This is a genomic window from Micromonospora sp. NBC_01739 (genome assembly GCF_035920385.1).
Classification (GTDB): Bacteria; Actinomycetota; Actinomycetes; order Mycobacteriales; family Micromonosporaceae; genus Micromonospora.
Map to the genome: position 1 here is coordinate 3,892,266 of NZ_CP109151.1, position 15,652 is coordinate 3,907,917.

The window sequence follows — 15,652 nt, forward strand, 5'->3', positions numbered from 1 at the left end:
CGGTACATCAGTCGCACGAGCCGCCCCACCGGCCGGGGCTCCACGCGTCCGGCCCGCGCGTGTCAACATGATCCCTGGCTGCGTCCCCGCGCGCCACCGCCCCCGCCTTCGACAGGAGTGCGCGTGCCCTACGCCGGCTCGATCGCCGTACTCCCCAGACGACCGCTCACCGTCGGTGAACTGCTCGACTCCGCAGTGCTGCTGCTCCGCGGCCACGCCGGGGCCCTGCTTCCCATGGCCGCCGCGCTCGCCCTCCTCGAACAACTTCTGCTGCTGCCCCTGCGCAGCGCCGTCGGTGTGCACCCGCCGCTGTGGTGGGCACCTTTCCTCGGCAGTCCGGGCCCCATGCTGTTCCTGCTGGCGGTCGGCGCGGCGACCGAGGCGATGATCATCATGCTGCTCGGCAACCCGGCCGCCCGGGCAGCCGGTGCCGCCCTGGTCGGCCGCCCGATCGGGGCCCGGGACCTGCTGCGGCCCGGCAACGCCCGGTGGGGTGCCACCCTGCTGCTCTGCCCGGTCGTCGGCGTCACGATGCTGGTCGCCTCCCTGCTCGGCCCGACCTGGTTCGCCGCCTTCGCGCTACTCGGGGCGATGGCCCCGGCACTGGCCCTGGACGGGATCAAGGCGGGGCGGGCGCCGGGCCGATCCGCCACCCTGGCGCTGCGGGTCGAGGGGCGCGCCGCCGGCCTGCGGCTGCTCGGCTACCTCGTCTGGTGGATCCTGCGGGTCGGCCTGGCCTGGGGTCTGTTCACCGGACTGACCACACTGGACCTGATCGTGGCGGAGTGGGCCGTACCCGTGGCCGTACTGCTGTGGGCCTTGGTCAACACGGTCGCCTACGCCGCGCTGGCCTGCCTGGACGCGGTCCTGCACCTGGAGACCCGGATCCGCACCGAAGGGCTGGACATCCACCTCTCCCGGGCACCGGTCGAGGCGTCGCCGGCCACCCTGCTGGCGGTGCGGGGATGAGCTTCTCTCGCTGGTGGACCGAGACCACCGCCGCCCTCGGTGATCACATTCCGCTCCCGCTGGTCGCGTTGCTGCTGGTGCTGGTGACGGCGCTGATCTGCGTCGGCTGGTACACCTACCCCGCCTGGGTGCCCCGCCGACTCCCCCGACCACGCTGGCGGCTCCCCCGCCTCCGTCGGCGACTCAGGCGACGGCCGCGGCGCCCGGCCCCGGTCGACACGGACGACGCCCTCGACCTGCCGTTGCCGCAGCCCACCGGAACACCGGGGCAGCATCTGACCCTGGCCGACCGGTTGGCCGCGGAGGGACGCTACGACGAGGCCATCCGGGAACGGCTGCGCGGCATGGTCCGCGCCCTGTCCGACCGCGAGGTGGTGCGGGTTCGCCCCGGCATGACGGTCACCGAGATCGTCGCGGCGGCCACCGCCCGCCGGCCATCGCTGGACCCGCCGCTGAGCGCCGCCGCCACCATCTTCACCAGAGTCTGGTACGCCCAACGCCCCGCCACGGCCGAGCAGGACCACCGGTTGCGGGAGCACGCCGTGACCCTGCGCCGCCTGCTGACCGATCCATCGGCCGACCGCCCTGCGGCGGCATCGGCCACGGCCGGCGGCGGCCCGGTCGAGGGCCAGGGAGAGTCCGCCCGATGAACACCCCGAAGGTCCGGTGGCGGCGTCACCGCATCCTGATCCCGGTGCTGCTGAGCACGCTGATCATCACCATCACCCTGGTCACCCGCGCGGTCGACCAGCCGGACCCGGACGAGGCGGGCTTCCTGTCCCCCCTGGCGACCGGGGAGGACGGGGGCAGCCGGTTGGCCGCCAGCCTGGCCGGGCGGGGCGTGGAGGTGCGGCGGGAGACCGACACCCTGACGGCGTTGCGGGCCACCCGATCCGGTCCGGCCACCCTGTTCATCCCGGCCCCGCAACTGCTGCACCCACAGACCCTCGACTATCTGAACCTGCTGCCGGAACGCACCCGGCTGGTGCTGGTCGACCCACCCCGGCGGGTGCTGGACGCCGCCGGGATGCCGCTGCGCCCGGCGGGCCGGCGGTGGGCGGCACGGGCCGTCGACCCCCACCTCCCCGACCCCTGCGCGCTGCCCGAGGTCACCGGCGCTACGGCCGCGGTGGCCCGGCAGCGGTACGCCCCCACCGGGGCACCCGGCTCAGTGGACCTCTGCTACTCGGCCGGGCTGGCTCGGCTGCCCGGCTCCGCCGAGAGCGTCGTGGTGGGGGCCAGCGACCCCTTCCGCAACAGCCGCATCGACGAGTGGGACAACGAACTCTTCGCCACCGCTCTGCTGGCCACCACCGGGCGGGTGGTCTGGCTGGACCTGGACGGGCCGGCCCCCGCACCCCCCACCCCCAGTACCGTGCAGGCCTCACCACCGCCGGAACCGGAGGAGAGCCTCTACGGCGAACCCGATGACGATCAGGAGGACCTGGGTGCCGGAGGCAGCACCCAGAGCCCCGCCGGTGAGGCGTCCCCGGGCAACGCCTCCGGCTCGGGGGGACCGGGCCGGGAACAATCCCCCAACCCCCTCTGGTCCGCCTTCCCACCCTGGTTCTGGGCCCTGCTGGCACAGCTGGTGCTGGCCGCCCTGCTGGTCGCCGCGGCCCGGGCCCGCCGCTTCGGTCCGCCCACCCCGGAACCCCTGCCGGTGGCCGTCACGGGGGCGGAGACGGTGTACGGGCGGGGCCGGCTCTATCAACGGGCCAAGGCCCAGCAGAGCAGCGCCGAGGTGCTCCGGGCCGCCGCCAAGGCCCGGCTGGGACGCCGACTGCACCTGCCGGCCGACTCCCCCGAGGCCGCCGCCGTGGTGGCGGCCGAGACCGGGCAGTCCCCGGACACCGTTCGTGAGCTGCTGGATGGCGACACCCCGGAGACCGACCGCGAACTGCTGACCCTGGCCGACGAACTGGACCGGGTGGCCCGCGGCCCACACCCGCCCACCGTTCGGCCCCCGCTGCCCCGATCCTCCGAAGGAGACCCCCGGTGACCCGACCCGCCACCCTCAGCGACCCCCTGGCCGCCGACCCCAGCCGGGCCGCCCTGCACCGACTGCGTACCGAGGTGGCCAAGGCGGTCGTCGGGCAGGAGGCCGTGGTCACCGGGCTGATCGTCGCCCTGCTCTGCCGCGGCCACGTACTGCTGGAAGGGGTGCCGGGGGTGGCCAAGACCCTCCTGGTCCGGACCCTCGGCGCGGCGCTGGATCTGTCTACCCGCCGGGTCCAGTTCACCCCCGACCTGATGCCGGGCGACGTCACCGGCTCCACCATCTTCGACGCGCGTACCGCGGCCTTCACCTTCCGGCAAGGGCCGGTCTTCACCAACCTGCTGCTGGCCGACGAGATCAACCGGACTCCCCCGAAGACCCAGTCGGCCCTGCTGGAGGTGATGGAGGAACGGCAGGTCACCATCGAGGGGGAGCAGCATGCGCTGCCCGACCCCTTCATCGTCGCGGCCACCCAGAACCCGGTGGAGTACGAGGGCACCTACCCGCTGCCCGAGGCCCAGCTGGACCGGTTCCTGCTGAAGCTCACCGTGCCGCTGCCCGCCCGGGAGGAGGAGATGGGGGTGCTGCGCGCCCACCACGCCGGCTTCGACCCCCGGGACCTGGCCGCCGCCGGGGTACGCCCGGTGGCCGACGCCACCGACCTGGCGGTGGCCCGGGCGGCGGTCGGCCGGGTCCATGTGGCCGAGCCGCTGTTCGGTTACATCGTCGATGTGTGTCGGGCCACCCGCACCACCCCCGCCCTGGAACTGGGGGCCTCCCCACGCGGCGCGACAGCCCTGCTCGGCACCGCCAAGGCGTGGGCCTGGCTGGCCGGGCGCGACCATGTGGTGCCCGACGACGTGAAGGTGATGGCCCGACCCACCCTGCGACACCGCCTGCGGCTACGCCCGGAGGCGGAACTGGAGGGTGTCGGGGTGGACGCCGTACTGGACACGGTGCTGGCCACCGTGCCGACACCACGATGACCTGGCGGGCGGCGGCGCTGCTCGCGGCCGGTGCGCTCACCCTGCCCGCCTGGCCCGCGCCCTTCATCGGGGTGGCGGTGATGACCGGTCTGGTCCTGCTGCTGTGCGCCCTGGACCTCAGGCTGGCCGCACCCCTGAAGGGGCTCACGGTAGAACGGGACGGCGACCGGAGTGTCCGGCTCGGTGAGACCGCCACGGTCACCCTGCACCTGCACAACCGCTCCGGCCGGACCCTGCACGCCCAGGTCCGCGATGCCTGGGTGCCCTCGGCCGGAGCCCTACCGGAGGTGCCCCCGGAGCAGATGGTGCAGGTGCCCCCGGGGGACACTGCGGCCCTGCCCAGCCGGCTGACCCCTACCCGTCGCGGGGACCGGGCGGCGGTGGCCCTGACGGTCCGGTCCCTGGGACCCCTGGGACTGGCCTTCCGGCAGCGCACCGGCCTACCCCCGACGCCACCCTGGACTCTGCGGGTACTGCCCCGCTTCGAGTCCCGCCGACACCTGCCCGAGAAGCTGTCCCGGCTGCGGGTGCTCGACGGGACCCAGGTCGGCCAGGGCCGTGGGGCGGGCACCGAGTTCGACACCCTGCACGAGTACGTGCCCGGTGACGATGTGCGGTCCATCGACTGGCGGGCCAGCGCCCGACGAGCCGAGGTGTTGGTGCGCACCTGGCGGCCGGAACGGGACCGGCGACTGGTGTGCGTGCTGGACACCGGCCGTACCGCCGCCGTACGCCTGGGGGACGAACCCCGCCTGGACACCTCGATCGACGCCGCCCTGCTGCTGACGGCCCTGGCGGCGCGGGCCGGGGACCGGGTGGACGTGCTGGCCGCCGATGCCGTGCTGCGGGCCTCGGTCGTCGGGGCCGAGCGGCCGGCCCAGTGGCCCCGGCTGGCCCATGCCCTGGCCCCCTTGCAACCGGCCCTGGTGGAGACCGACTTCCAGCTGATCGCCGGGGAACTGCTGCGCCGCCACCGGCCGCGCAGCCTGGTGGTGTTGCTGACCGCCCTGGAGCCCGGTGCCCTCGGCGCGGGGCTGCTGCCGGTGCTGCCCCGGCTGGCCGCCCGGCACCGGGTGCTGGTGGCGACCTCCCAGGACCCGGTGCTGGCCCAGCTCACCGAGACCCCGCCCCGCCACCCCCGCGACGCCTACGCCGCCGCAGCGGCCTGGCGTACCCTCGCCGAACGTGACCGCCTGACGGCTGCGCTGGCCCGCTACGGGGTGACTGTCGTCGATGTCGCCGCCCCCAGGCTGGCTCCCGCCCTGGCCGACGCCTACCTGACCCTCAAGGCCACCGGCCGACTCTGAGCGTCTGAGCGGCAGCGGGTCAGGTGTCGGGCTCGGCTCTGGCCCGGGAGCCCAGCAGGACCACATAGGCCAGGAAGGCCAGCCACACGGCGGCGCCGAGACCGACTCGTACGGCCACCGGCAGGGCCGCGGGGGTGAGGAAGGCCTCGATCACCGCGGAGACCGCGAACAACCCGACCAGACCCAGGGCCACCAGGATGGCGTCACGTCCGGCTCGGGCCACCGCCTGCCCCCGGGTCAACTGCTCCGGCGGGGCGATCCAGGCCCAGCCGACCCGCAGCCCCACCCCGGCGGCCACGAACACGCCGGTCAGCTCAAGCAGGCCGTGCGGGGTGATCAGGCCGAAGAAGACGTCCGCCCGATCGTAGGAGACCATCACCCCACCGACCACCCCGATGTTCACCACGTTCTGCCACAACAGGTAGGCCACCGGCACGATGAGCACCCCGGCGGCCAGGCACTGCGCCGCCAGCCAGGCGTTGTGGGTCCAGAGGTGGAAGGCGAAGGTCGGGGCGGAGAACTCCGTGTAGTAGCCGGCGAACCCGGACTCCACGAGATGAGCGGCCTCCTCCTCACCGATGAAGGCCGCCGCCGTCTCCGGGTTGTCCGCGACGAAACCGATGAGGGTGAAGGTGAGCAGGGTGAAGACCGTGGCCACCGCGCACCACCAGGGGGCCGCCCGCCACACCGCCCCGGGGAAGCCTGCCAGCAGGAACTCCCCCACCGCCGTCCAGGAGGGCCGGGGTCGACCGGTCAGCCGGGCGCGGGCCCGGAGCACCACCTGGGAGAGCTCGCCCAGCAGGGCCGGGTCGGGAGAGCGGCTGCGCAGCACCGACAGGTGGGTACTGGCCCGCTGGTAGAGCGCCACCAACTCGTCGACCTCGGTGGGGTCCAGCCGCCGCCGGCCGCAGAGCTGGCTCAGTCGGCGCCACTCTCCGCCATGCTCCGCGACGTACGCGTCGAGATCCACCGCCAGCCACCCCCGTCCGCGCGATCATAGTGTTCACTGTCCGGGTGAGCGCAGCAGCAGGGGGCACCGCCTCGGCCTGGGGTGACGCCGGTCTGGTCAGCGGTGAGGCAGTCGGGTTGGACGTACGGGCCGCCCGGATCGGCTCCCGGGTGCTCGCGCTGCTGATCGACGTACTGCTCCAGTTGGTGTTCGCCCTGGTGCTCGCCGTGATCGCCGTGTTCACCCTGCCGTACGGCATGGTGGACACGGCCCTGGAACGGGCCCTGTTCACCCTCGGGGTCGTGCTGCTGCTGGTCGGCTACCCGGTGGGCTTCGAACGGCTCAACGACGGGCGCACCCCGGGCAAGGCGGCGGTCGGGCTGCGGGTGGTGAGCCTGGACGGCGCCCCGGTGGGGCTACGGCAGTCGCTGACCCGGGCCCTGGTCGGGGTGGCCGTCGAGTGGCCGGGCCTGGTGCTGCCGCTGCTGTCCTGGGTGGCCGGTACCACGGTGATGCTCACCGACCCCCGGGGGCGGCGGCTGGGTGACCTGGTGGCCGGCACCCTGGTCGTGCACACCCGGACCGCGGCCAGGTGGCGCCCGGTGCCGTCACCCGTGCCGGTGCTGGTCGGCTGGGCGAGCACCCTGGATCTGAGCCGGCTGGAGCCGGATCTGGCCCTGGCCGTCCGGCAGTATCTGACCCGAGGTCACCAGTTCGCCGAGCCGGCCCGCAGCGACCTGGCCCGGCAGTTGTGGCGGGAGGTCTCCGCGCGGATCACCCCGGCACCACCACCGGGGCTGCCGGAGCCGGTCTATCTGGCCGCCGTCCTGTACGAGCGGCACCGGCGGGCCCGCCACCGGCTGGCCGCTGAACGGGGCCTGACCGCCGCGCTGTGGCCGCAGCTCGGCTCGCCGACGGCCGACCCGCTCCCCGTGCCGATCCCTCCGGCCACTCGGGCCCCGACGCCGGTCGAGTCCGCCCCGGGCATGTCACCCCCACCGGTCGGGGTACGCCCCGCAGCACCGGGCCGCCAGGTTGGGGCCGACCGCGATGCCGGACACTGAACGGGCGAAACGACGCCGCCGGTGTCGAGGGCAGACCGGGGAGGCAGTGGTGAGGGGTTTCGGGCCGTGGCTGGCGGTACTGGCGGTGGTGCTGCTGCTCAGCGCGCTGCGGCTGCGCACCCTGGCGGCCCTGGTCTCCGTGGGCTGGCTGATCTACTGCGTGTGGACCTGGGTCCGCCCCAGCCGTCGCGGTCGCCCCCACTGACCCCCGCCTTCCTGGCCCGGACATGGCGAACCGGGCCGAACCCAGGGGGTCGACCCGGTTCGACAGGCGATCAGTAGCGGTAGTGATCCGGCTTGAAGGGGCCCTCGACGGCGACGCCGAGGTAGGCGGCCTGCTCCTTGGTCAGAGTCGAGAGCTTGGCACCCAGGGCGGCCAGGTGCAGCCGGGCGACCTTCTCGTCCAGGTGCTTCGGCAGCACGTAGACCCCGATCGGGTACTCCTCGGTCTTGGTGAACAGCTCGATCTGGGCGATGGTCTGGTTGGCGAACGAGTTCGACATCACGAAGCTCGGGTGCCCGGTGGCGTTGCCCAGGTTCAGCAGACGCCCCTCGGAGAGCACGATGATCGCGTGGCCGTCGTCGAACTTCCAGAGGTCGACCTGCGGCTTGATGTTCTCCCGGGTGACGTCCGAGCGCTTGGCCAGACCGGCCATGTCGATCTCGTTGTCGAAGTGACCGATGTTGCCGACGATGGCCTGGTGCTTCATCCGGGCCATGTGCTCGTTGGTGATCACGTCGAAGCAGCCGGTAGCGGTGATGAAGATGTCCGCGATCTCGACCACGTCTTCGAGGGTGGCTACCTGGTATCCGTCCATCGCGGCCTGGAGGGCGCAGATCGGGTCGACCTCGGTCACCACGACCCGGGCGCCCTGGCCACGCAGCGACTCGGCGCAGCCCTTGCCCACGTCGCCGTAGCCGAGCACGACCGCCATCTTGCCGCCGATCAGCACGTCGGTGGCCCGGTTGATGCCGTCGATGAGCGAGTGCCGGCAGCCGTACTTGTTGTCGAACTTGCTCTTGGTGACCGAGTCGTTGACGTTGATCGCCGGGAAGAGCAGGGTGCCGGCCCGGTGCATCTCGTAGAGCCGGTGCACACCGGTGGTGGTCTCCTCGGTGACGCCCTTGATGCCGGCGGCGATCCGGGTCCACCGCTGGTTGTCCTCGGCCAGCGAGCGGTGCAGCACGCCGAGGATGACCGCGAACTCCTCCGAGTCGGCGGACTCCACCGGGGGTACGGCACCGGTCTTCTCGAACTCGGCACCCTTGTGCACCAGCAGGGTTGCGTCACCGCCGTCGTCGAGGATCATGTTCGGACCCACGACGGAACCGTCGGCCGAGGGCTCCGGCCAGGTCAGCACCTGCTCGGTGCACCACCAGTACTCCTCCAGGCTCTCGCCCTTCCAGGCGTACACCGGCACTCCGGAGGGGGCCTCGGGGGTGCCCTCCGGACCGACGACGACCGCGGCGGCGGCGTGGTCCTGGGTGGAGAAGATGTTGCAGGAGGCCCAGCGGACCTCGGCGCCGAGCGCGACCAGGGTCTCGATCAGGACGGCGGTCTGAATCGTCATGTGCAGCGACCCGGTGATCCGCGCCCCCGCCAGAGGCTGCGCCTCGGCGAACTCGCGACGGATCGCCATCAGGCCGGGCATCTCGTGCTCCGCGAGGCGGATCTCCTTGCGCCCGAACTCGGCGAGCGACAGATCCGCCACCCGGTAGTCGCCTTCGGCGAGGGTGCGCGGCCGTACCTCGGACGACGTTCCGATGGCGGACGCCGGGAGGGTGCTGGTCATAAATGCTCCTGTCGGACGATTGCAGCGCGGTCTCTCACTTTACGCGCGACTGCCCGCCGACGGCTGCCGTGATGACGAACAGCGCACGGGGCGGCCAGTGACGAACGTTTCACCGTCCGCCCCCAGCCGCCCCGCACATCCCCCCGGTTTGGTTCCCCCGCGCGTTCTCGGACCTTCGTCGCGATAACGCTGCGCACTCATAGAGTCACACTACGCAGAAGCCGAGTCAAGCTATTTCGGAAAAGTCGGACTCGTGTCGGCCGGACTCTCCGCCTTGAGCTGCCAGGTCAGCAGGGGCCGGGCGAGGCTACGTACACCTCACCCACACCACTGAGGGTGAGGACCCGACCGGCCGCCGCGCCCACCGCGGCCCCACCGGCGTCAAGGGTCACCGTATCGACGAGGTCGGCGGCGGTGACCTGCCCGGAGGTGCACAACACCACCCAGGGCCCCGGCACCGCCAGAGTGACCTCCGGCCGCCGGTCGTTCACCCGCACCCGGTGCAACGCGAAGTCCGGCACCTGCACCGGCCAGGTCACCACCCCCTCCCCGACCGGTCGGGGGGCCACCACGGGCTGGTCCAGCACCTCGAAACGAAGCACCCGGAGCAGTTCGGCCACGTCCACCGGCTTGGGGGTCAGCCCGCCCCGCAACACGTTGTCGCTGGCCGCCATCACCTCCACCCCGGTACCGCGCAGGTAGGCGTGCAGATTTCCGGCCGGCATCCAGATGGCCTCCCCCGGGGCCAACCGCACCCGGTTGAGCAGCAGGGCCACCACCACCCCCGGATCGGCCGGGTAGGCCTCGGCCAACAGCTCGACCAGATCCGCGTCCGGCCCGGCCACCGCCGCCGCCCGCACCGCCGCCACCAGCCCGGCACGCTGCGCCGACGGCCAGGTCAGCAGCAGGCGCACGGCCTCGGCCAGCCCGGCCACACCGGCGTCCAGCGCGTCCAGCACCGGCTTCAGCTCCGGTACCCCCAGGCCGGCCAGCACCTCGGCCGAGATCGCCGGATCCCGGAAGCCGCACAGCGCCTCCATCGGCCCGAGCGCCACCAGCAGCTCCGGCTTGTGGAAGGGGTCCACATAGTTGCGGTGCCCGTCGGCCCGGGCACCGTCCGCGGCGTAGCCCGCCCGGGCCTGCTCCGCGTCCGGATGGGCCTGCAGGCTCAGCGGAGCCGCCGCGGCCAGCACCTTCAGCAGGAAGGGCAACCGGGCGCCGAACCGGTCGAGGACCCCCTCACCCAGCCAGCCGGCGGGGTCGGCGGCGAGCACCTCGGTCAGGGCCACCCGCTCACCGGCACGTTCCACAGCGGCCGGTGCACCCGGGTGCGCCCCCAGCCACAGTTCGGCCTCCGGGCCCTCGCTGGGCACCGGACGCCCCTGCAACTCGGCGAGCGCGCAGCGGGACCCCCACGCGTAGGCCTTGATCGGCCCGTACAGCAGTTCCACCGGTCAGCTCCCCGATCGACCGGAAGCCTCCGCCGGCCCGGTCTTCACCCGGTAGATGTCCGGTTCCAGATAGATCACCCGGGCGACCGGCACGGCCGCCCGGATCCGTGCCTCCACCGCGTCGATGTCCCGCGCCAGATCCTCGGCGGTCTCCCAACGCGGCACCGCGATCTTCGCGGCCACCATCAGTTCCTCCGGGCCGAGGTAGAGGGTCTTCATGTGGATGATCCGCTCCACCTCCGGCCCGCCGACTATCGCCCGCTCGATGGCCGAGATCTCCGCCGGTTCGGCGCCCTCCCCGAGCAGCAGACTCTTGGTCTCCAGGGCCAGCACGACCGCGATCGTGACCAGCAGCAGACCGATCATCGCGGTGCCGGCCGCGTCCCACCGACCGTCGCCGGTGGCCAGGGTCATCCCCACCCCCAGCAGGGCGAAGATCAGACCGACCAGGGCACCGAAGTCCTCCAACAGCACCACCGGCAACTCGGGAGCCTTGGACCGGCGGATGAACCTGGTCCAGGACTCCCGGCCCCGGACCAGGTTGGACTCCCGGATCGCGGTACGGAAGGAGAAGGACTCCAACACGATCGCCACCAGCAGCACGGCCACCGGCACCCACTGCCAGCTGGTGATCCCGTGTGGATCGGACCACTTGTGCCAGGCCTCGTACAGCGCGAAGACCCCGCCCAGGCTGAACAGCACGATCGCGACGATGAAGGCGTAGACGTAACGCTCCCGGCCGTAGCCGAAGGGGTGTTGCGGGGTGGGGGCACGCCGGGCCCGCTTGCCACCGAGCAGCAGCAGGGCCTGGTTTCCGGTGTCGGCCACCGAGTGGATCGACTCCGCCAGCATCGACGACGACATCGTCAGCAGGTACGCCACGAACTTCGTCACCGCGATGCCGAGGTTGGCCAGCAAGGCCGCGACGATCGCCTTGGTGCCGCCCTCGGCGCTCATGCCCCCGCTCCGCCGGTCACTGGTTGGCCAGCTCCTTCATCTCCGTGATCGCCGGCACCGCCATCGGATCCAGCCGGTGTGCCAACGCCAGATAGATCGAGGCGAAGTCCGGTACCGCCACCAGGGAGGCCAGCCGCTCCAACGCCGAACCACCCTCGGCGGTCACCACATCGCACCGTACGCCCCGCCGCTCGGCCAGGGTCTGCACCGCGTCGGCGCGTCGCTCCTCGACCGCCAGGGGCTCGTCGGCGTCGTCCTCGGGGTTCAGGCCGCCGTCGCGCAGCAGCACCAGCCGCAACCGGGTGCCCTCGCCGGTGGACTCCTCCGGATCGGCGAAGATGTCCCGCTCCCCCTCGGCCAGACCGCCGAACACACCGTCGAGCAGACCGACCCGACCCCGACCGGCCTCACCGAGGGCCCCGGTGACCACCGGATAGCGGGCGTTGGCGGAGAGGGTGTCGCCGAACCGGCGAGCCGCCACCGAGGCCAGCGGCGAGGAGCCCCACACGATCGGGATCGACCCGGCCAGGCCGAGGGCCAGAGACTTCGCCGGGTTGACGAAGGACTCCGCGGTGGGCCGGCAGCGGTCGGCGTCGGCGTCCAGCCGGGCCGCCGTCTCGGCCAGATCCGCCTCGTTGACCTTCACCAGGCCCAGGGCCCGGGCCGCCAGCAGCACCGGCACGGTCAGGGCCCAGAGGCTGGCCCGGGCCGGGGCCCGGCGAGGCACCGGGATGAACGGGGCACGGGCCCGCTCGGCCGTCGACTGCAACTGGGAGTCGGCCGGGCCCACGGCCACCAGCCGGGCCCCCCGCCGATGCGCCGCCTCGGCGGCACCGAGGGCTTCCGGACTGCGGCCGGAGGCGCTGACCGCGATCACCACGTCGGCGGCACCCACCCAGCCCGGCACCCCCGCGCTGCGGTGCGCGATGACCGGCACCGGACAGCGCGGCCCGGCGACCGTGGCCAACACGTCACCGGTACGCCCGGCGGTACCGATGCCGGCGATCACCACCGCCCGGGGACGACCGTCATCGGCCAGCACGGACAGATTGGCCTCGGCGGCCAGCGCGGCGGACTCGCGTACCTGGGCGCCGGCCGAGGCGGTGTGCCGCAACATGCCGCCCGGATCCCGTTCGGCCAGGGCCTTGGGGTCGTCGAGCAGTTGTTCGTCGGCGTGGCGGTGGCCGCTGACCCCGGCCGTCCCGTCGATCATGACTGCTCCGCGGGGCCGCGCGCCTCGTCCAGCAGCAGCACCGGTACGTCGTCACGAACCTCGAAGATCCGGCCGCACTCCGTGCAGGTCAAGGTCTGCGCCTGCGCGTCATAGTCCAGCGGGGCATGGTGGGTGTCCGGGCAGGCGAGGATTTCCAGCAACTGCGGGTCGAGGGCCACGGCGCGGCTCCTTCCACGTATGCGGTTTCACCGATCGGCGGCACCGAACGGCGCGAGCGATCTTAACGGCGCACCCGGTCGAGTACGTCGTCGCGCAGCGAGGTCATCCGCTGCACCGTGGGGGCCTCGACATTGAGCCGCAGCAACGGCTCCGTGTTCGAGGCACGCAGGTTGAACCACGCCCCGTCCGGGAAGCGCAGGGTGAGTCCGTCCAGCTCGTCGGCCTCGGCCTCCGGGTAGGCGGCCCGCACCTCGGCGACCTTGGCCGCCTGGTCCGCCACGGTCGAGTTGATCTCGCCGGAGGCCACGTACCGCTCGTACTCGGCGGCCAACTCGGACAGCGGCTGCGGCTGCTCCCCGAGAGCGGCCAGGGTGTGCATCGCGGCCAACATGCCGGTGTCGGCGAACCAGAAGTCCCGGAAGTAGTAGTGGGCGGAGTGCTCACCCCCGAAGACCGCGTTGGTACGGGCCATCTCCGCCTTGATGAAGGAGTGCCCCACCCGGGCCACCATCGGGGTGCCACCATGCTCCCGGATGATCTCCGGCACCGCCTGCGAGGTGATCAGGTTGTGGATGACCGTCGAGCCGGGGTGCTTGGCCAACTCCCGGGCCGCCACCAGGGCGGTGATCGCCGACGGCGAGACCGGCTCGCCCCGCTCGTCGATGACGAAGCAACGGTCCGCGTCCCCGTCGAAGGCCAGGCCGATGTCCGCACCGTGGGCCACCACCGCGCGTTGCAGATCGACCAGGTTGGCCGGGTCCAGGGGATTGGCCTCGTGGTTGGGGAAGGTGCCGTCCAACTCGAAGTACATCGGCACGATCCGCAACGGCAGAGCCGCCAGGGCGGCGTCACCGAGCACGCTGGGCACGGTGTGCCCGGCCATGCCGTTGCCCGCGTCCACCACCACGGTCAGCGGCCGGATGGCGGACAGGTCCACCAAGGTACGCAGATGCGCCGCGTAGTCGGCCAGCAGATCCCGCCGGTGCACCGGCGCGGTCGGCTCACCGACCGGCTCGCCCTTGTCCAGCAGGGCCTGGGCCCGCTCCCGGATCTCGGCCAGCCCGCTGTCCTGACCGACCGGACGGGCACCCGCGTGGCACATCTTGATGCCGTTGTACTGCGCCGGGTTGTGGCTGGCGGTGAACATCGCCCCGGGCAGGTCCAGCGCACCGGAGGCGTAGTAGATCATGTCGGTCGAGGCGAGCCCGATCTCGATGACCGGGTGCCCCTCGGCGCGTACCCCGGTGGCGAAGGCCTCCGCCAGGCCGGGGCCGGAGGCACGCATGTCATGCCCGATCAGCACGGCCTTGCCCGCCGCGCCGGTGGCGTCGAGCATCTGCGCGAAGGCCGAGCCCAAGGCGGCGGCTACCGCCTCGTCCCACTGTTGCGGCACCGTCCCACGGACGTCGTACGCCTTGACGATCTGGGACAGATCAGACACCGGTTCCACTCCTCGACTTCAGTTCCTCGACAAACCTGAGCGTATCGGAGGGAAGGTCCCCGCCCCGGCTCAGCCGGACAGCCCACCGCCCTGCCCCGGCTCCTCACCCGTCGCCGCAGGCGGCAGGGGGTCCTGGCGTGGCGACGGCACCCCGGGGCCGGGCTGAGCGGACGACCGGGGATCGGCGGCCCGCCCCTCGGGAGCCCCGGTCGGCATGGCCCGGGTCTGATCGGCGGAACCGGCTCCGTACAGGCCCCCGGTGCCACGGGCGGCCGGCGGGGCCCCGTACACCCGGGGGGCCGGGGGCCTACCGGTGCCGTACACCTGACCGGGTGGCGCGGCCGGGGGCACCACCCGCGGGCCGGCGGACCTCGGGGCGGGAGAACGGCTGGAACGGTAGGTCGTGCCGCCCGGATTACCCGGCGGACGCTCGACCTGCTCGCCACGCTCTCGCCGATCCTTGCGCGAGCGGTACACCAGCAGACCGATGATCAGGCCCCCGGCGGCGACCATCGCAACCCCGGCATACATCACAGGCGGGACACCACCGGACTGCCCGGCCGTCTGGCCCAGGTCACCGGCGGGCTCCGCCGCCAGAGCCACCGTCGAGGTGGCCACCGGCGGAGTCTCCACACCGACCTCGTCCGGAGTGGGGCTGGGCGACGGCGACCGGGACGGCGACGGCGACGGGGCTGCCCGGCCGCCGGTCACCCGCGACTCCGCCACCGCCCGACCCAGCACGACCCCCCGGGCCGTGACCGCCTCACCGGTAACGATCAGCCGCCCGCTGGGAGCATCGGCACCGAAGGCGACCCGGTACCGGATCGCCGCACCCTTGCGTTTGCAGAGTTCGTCCTTGGCCGGGGCGACCGGCGCGGTGGTCACCAGCCCTTCGGCGCCGGAGACCGGCACGGTCACCCACCGGCGGTCCACCTGGGCCTGGACGGCGACCTGCTCAGGTCGCACCCCGGGCAGACTCAGCCCCAGCGCACCCCGTACCCGGACACAGCCCTCGGTACGTTTGCGTACCTCCAGCCGGACCTCCTGAGCCGTTCGGCCAGCGGCGAAGCTGCCGGCCGAGCGCACCCGCACCCGGTCCTCGTCGGCGTACGCCGGTGCGCCACCCAGGGTCACCAGCCCGCCGAGGACCAGGCAGACCGTCGCGAGCCGCAGCACGCGGCGAGGTACCGACATGAGCTTCCCACCGTTCCTCCCCCGGTCGGGGAATCGCCGGTCAGGCTACTACCGGTGCCCTCCCTCGGCTCGTCATCGAGCAGCCCGCATGTGCGACCCGCCACTGACCAGGTCGACGCGGCACCCCTGGCCTGCGCCGATCGCCGGCC

At 72.9% G+C, this 15,652-nt stretch carries 15 protein-coding genes; 7 read left to right on the forward strand and 8 right to left on the reverse strand.

The features are described from left to right. Nucleotides 1-123 precede the first annotated feature (123 nt). Genes OIE53_RS17480 through OIE53_RS17500 form a run of 5 tightly spaced genes read left to right on the forward strand, consistent with a single transcriptional unit; the run spans nucleotide 124 to nucleotide 5,261 of the window. The gene (locus OIE53_RS17480) at nucleotides 124-969 is read left to right on the forward strand and encodes a hypothetical protein (protein ID WP_327022605.1); all 846 of its coding nucleotides are present in this window, start codon (nucleotides 124-126) and stop codon (nucleotides 967-969) included. Next, the gene (locus OIE53_RS17485; RefSeq protein ID WP_327022606.1) at nucleotides 966-1,619 is read left to right on the forward strand and encodes a DUF4129 domain-containing protein; all 654 of its coding nucleotides are present in this window, start codon (nucleotides 966-968) and stop codon (nucleotides 1,617-1,619) included. The genes OIE53_RS17480 and OIE53_RS17485 overlap by 4 nt, the downstream gene beginning before the upstream one ends. Next, entirely contained in the window at nucleotides 1,616-2,971 is a 1,356-nt protein-coding gene (locus tag OIE53_RS17490) for a DUF4350 domain-containing protein (RefSeq protein ID WP_327022607.1), read from the forward strand. The genes OIE53_RS17485 and OIE53_RS17490 overlap by 4 nt, the downstream gene beginning before the upstream one ends. Then, nucleotides 2,968-3,954, forward strand: a complete 987-nt coding sequence (locus OIE53_RS17495; RefSeq protein ID WP_327022608.1) for an AAA family ATPase — start codon at nucleotides 2,968-2,970, stop codon at nucleotides 3,952-3,954. The genes OIE53_RS17490 and OIE53_RS17495 overlap by 4 nt, the downstream gene beginning before the upstream one ends. Further along, the gene (locus OIE53_RS17500) at nucleotides 3,951-5,261 is read left to right on the forward strand and encodes a DUF58 domain-containing protein (protein WP_327022609.1); all 1,311 of its coding nucleotides are present in this window, start codon (nucleotides 3,951-3,953) and stop codon (nucleotides 5,259-5,261) included. Before OIE53_RS17495 ends, OIE53_RS17500 begins: the two co-directional genes overlap by 4 nt. Before the next feature lie 19 nt (nucleotides 5,262-5,280). On the opposite strand, the gene OIE53_RS17505 is transcribed toward OIE53_RS17500, so the two are convergent. Beyond that, nucleotides 5,281-6,231: a stage II sporulation protein M gene (locus OIE53_RS17505; protein ID WP_327022610.1), complete on the reverse strand. Its 951-nt coding sequence runs from the start codon at nucleotides 6,229-6,231 to the stop codon at nucleotides 5,281-5,283. Between the two features lie 44 nt (nucleotides 6,232-6,275). Here OIE53_RS17505 and OIE53_RS17510 point away from each other — a divergent pair, with 44 nt between their 5' ends. Beyond that, nucleotides 6,276-7,274, forward strand: coding sequence for an RDD family protein (locus tag OIE53_RS17510; RefSeq protein ID WP_327022611.1), 999 nt, complete (start codon nucleotides 6,276-6,278; stop codon nucleotides 7,272-7,274). Nucleotides 7,275-7,323: 49 nt separating this feature from the next. Then, nucleotides 7,324-7,479, forward strand: coding sequence for a hypothetical protein (locus OIE53_RS17515; protein WP_327022612.1), 156 nt, complete (start codon nucleotides 7,324-7,326; stop codon nucleotides 7,477-7,479). Between the two features lie 70 nt (nucleotides 7,480-7,549). Here OIE53_RS17515 and ahcY read toward each other — a convergent pair whose 3' ends face one another. From ahcY to OIE53_RS17550, 7 genes are all read right to left on the reverse strand, one after another. Next, nucleotides 7,550-9,067 carry an adenosylhomocysteinase gene (gene ahcY / locus OIE53_RS17520; protein WP_327022613.1) on the reverse strand — a complete coding sequence of 506 codons (1,518 nt, stop codon included), beginning with the start codon at nucleotides 9,065-9,067 and terminating at the stop codon, nucleotides 7,550-7,552. A 287-nt stretch (nucleotides 9,068-9,354) separates the two neighbouring features. Then, entirely contained in the window at nucleotides 9,355-10,518 is a 1,164-nt protein-coding gene (manA, locus tag OIE53_RS17525; RefSeq protein ID WP_327022614.1) for a mannose-6-phosphate isomerase, class I, read from the reverse strand. 3 nt (nucleotides 10,519-10,521) lie between these two features. After that, on the reverse strand, nucleotides 10,522-11,475 hold the full coding sequence (locus OIE53_RS17530; protein ID WP_327022615.1) for a cation diffusion facilitator family transporter: 954 nt from the start codon (nucleotides 11,473-11,475) through the stop codon (nucleotides 10,522-10,524). Nucleotides 11,476-11,491: 16 nt separating this feature from the next. Further along, complete coding sequence (locus tag OIE53_RS17535; RefSeq protein WP_327022616.1) at nucleotides 11,492-12,688, reverse strand: SIS domain-containing protein; 1,197 nt, start codon at nucleotides 12,686-12,688, stop codon at nucleotides 11,492-11,494. After that, complete coding sequence (locus tag OIE53_RS17540; RefSeq protein ID WP_089001904.1) at nucleotides 12,685-12,867, reverse strand: Trm112 family protein; 183 nt, start codon at nucleotides 12,865-12,867, stop codon at nucleotides 12,685-12,687. Before OIE53_RS17540 ends, OIE53_RS17535 begins: the two co-directional genes overlap by 4 nt. Nucleotides 12,868-12,929: 62 nt before the next feature. Next, nucleotides 12,930-14,309, reverse strand: coding sequence for a phosphomannomutase/phosphoglucomutase (locus OIE53_RS17545; RefSeq protein WP_327022617.1), 1,380 nt, complete (start codon nucleotides 14,307-14,309; stop codon nucleotides 12,930-12,932). 69 nt (nucleotides 14,310-14,378) lie between these two features. Next, on the reverse strand, nucleotides 14,379-15,503 hold the full coding sequence (locus tag OIE53_RS17550; RefSeq protein ID WP_327022618.1) for a hypothetical protein: 1,125 nt from the start codon (nucleotides 15,501-15,503) through the stop codon (nucleotides 14,379-14,381). Between the last annotated feature and the right edge of the window lie 149 nt (nucleotides 15,504-15,652).